Origin of the sequence: Georgenia sp. SYP-B2076, from assembly GCF_003991205.1 — a bacterium.
Taxonomy (GTDB): Bacteria; Actinomycetota; Actinomycetes; order Actinomycetales; family Actinomycetaceae; genus Georgenia.
The window spans coordinates 1-1,840 of the sequence record NZ_RXOZ01000021.1; the positions used below are offsets into that span (position 1 = coordinate 1).

1 rRNA gene is annotated in these 1,840 nt (G+C 59.5%); it reads left to right on the plus strand.

From position 1 onward, the window contains the following. Positions 1 to 154: 154 nt before the first annotated feature. Positions 155 to 1,679: ribosomal RNA gene (locus EJK16_RS09325) — 16S ribosomal RNA — on the plus strand. Positions 1,680 to 1,840: the final 161 nt, after the last annotated feature.

The window sequence follows — 1,840 nt, forward strand, 5'->3', positions numbered from 1 at the left end:
TTTTGTTTTGTTTTGGTACATGCCGGGTGCCCTGTCTCGTCGGGGTGGTTGGTGTGATGCCTGGATTGCCCCTTTTGGTGCTTTTGGGTGCTGGGGGGTTGTCTTCGTATGGTTTGTCTGCCTGCGTCCTTTTGGGGGTGTGGGTGGCAGGTTTTTTACGGAGAGTTTGATCCTGGCTCAGGACGAACGCTGGCGGCGTGCTTAACACATGCAAGTCGAACGATGAGGCCCAGCTTGCTGGGTTGATTAGTGGCGAACGGGTGAGTAACACGTGAGCAACCTGCCCCTGACTTCGGGATAACTCCGGGAAACCGGTGCTAATACCGGATATGACGCCTCACCGCATGGTGGGGTGTGGAAAGACTGTGTCGGTTGGGGATGGGCTCGCGGCCTATCAGCTTGTTGGTGGGGTGATGGCCTACCAAGGCGACGACGGGTAGCCGGCCTGAGAGGGTGACCGGCCACACTGGGACTGAGACACGGCCCAGACTCCTACGGGAGGCAGCAGTGGGGAATATTGCACAATGGGCGCAAGCCTGATGCAGCGACGCCGCGTGAGGGATGACGGCCTTCGGGTTGTAAACCTCTTTCAGTAGGGAAGAAGCCTCTTGGGGTGACGGTACCTGCAGAAGAAGCGCCGGCTAACTACGTGCCAGCAGCCGCGGTAATACGTAGGGCGCAAGCGTTGTCCGGAATTATTGGGCGTAAAGAGCTCGTAGGCGGTTTGTCGCGTCTGCTGTGAAAACGCGAGGCTTAACCTCGCGCCTGCAGTGGGTACGGGCAGACTAGAGTGCGGTAGGGGAGACTGGAATTCCTGGTGTAGCGGTGGAATGCGCAGATATCAGGAGGAACACCGATGGCGAAGGCAGGTCTCTGGGCCGTTACTGACGCTGAGGAGCGAAAGCATGGGGAGCGAACAGGATTAGATACCCTGGTAGTCCATGCCGTAAACGTTGGGCACTAGTTGTGGGGCCCGTTCCACGGGTTCCGTGACGCAGCTAACGCATTAAGTGCCCCGCCTGGGGAGTACGGCCGCAAGGCTAAAACTCAAAGGAATTGACGGGGGCCCGCACAAGCGGCGGAGCATGCGGATTAATTCGATGCAACGCGAAGAACCTTACCAAGGCTTGACATGCACCGGAAACACCCAGAGATGGGTGCCCCGCAAGGTCGGTGCACAGGTGGTGCATGGTTGTCGTCAGCTCGTGTCGTGAGATGTTGGGTTAAGTCCCGCAACGAGCGCAACCCTTGTCCTGTGTTGCCAGCGGGTTATGCCGGGGACTCATGGGAGACTGCCGGGGTCAACTCGGAGGAAGGTGGGGATGACGTCAAATCATCATGCCCCTTATGTCTTGGGCTTCACGCATGCTACAATGGCCGGTACAAAGGGCTGCGATACCGCGAGGTGGAGCGAATCCCAAAAAGCCGGTCTCAGTTCGGATTGGGGTCTGCAACTCGACCCCATGAAGTCGGAGTCGCTAGTAATCGCAGATCAGCAACGCTGCGGTGAATACGTTCTCGGGCCTTGTACACACCGCCCGTCACGTCACGAAAGTCGGTAACACCCGAAGCCGGTGGCCCAACCCTTGTGGGGGGAGCCGTCGAAGGTGGGACTGGCGATTGGGACGAAGTCGTAACAAGGTAGCCGTACCGGAAGGTGCGGCTGGATCACCTCCTTTCTAAGGAGCGCGCCACGCCCCTGGGCCGGCCTTGTGCCGGCCGTGTGGGGTGGTTGGTGGCCACCAGCGGCGGCGTCCGTTCGCCGGGTGGTTGCTCATGGGTGGAACATCAGAAGCTCTGGCACGCTGTTGGGTCCTGAGGGAACAGGCCCCATGNGGTC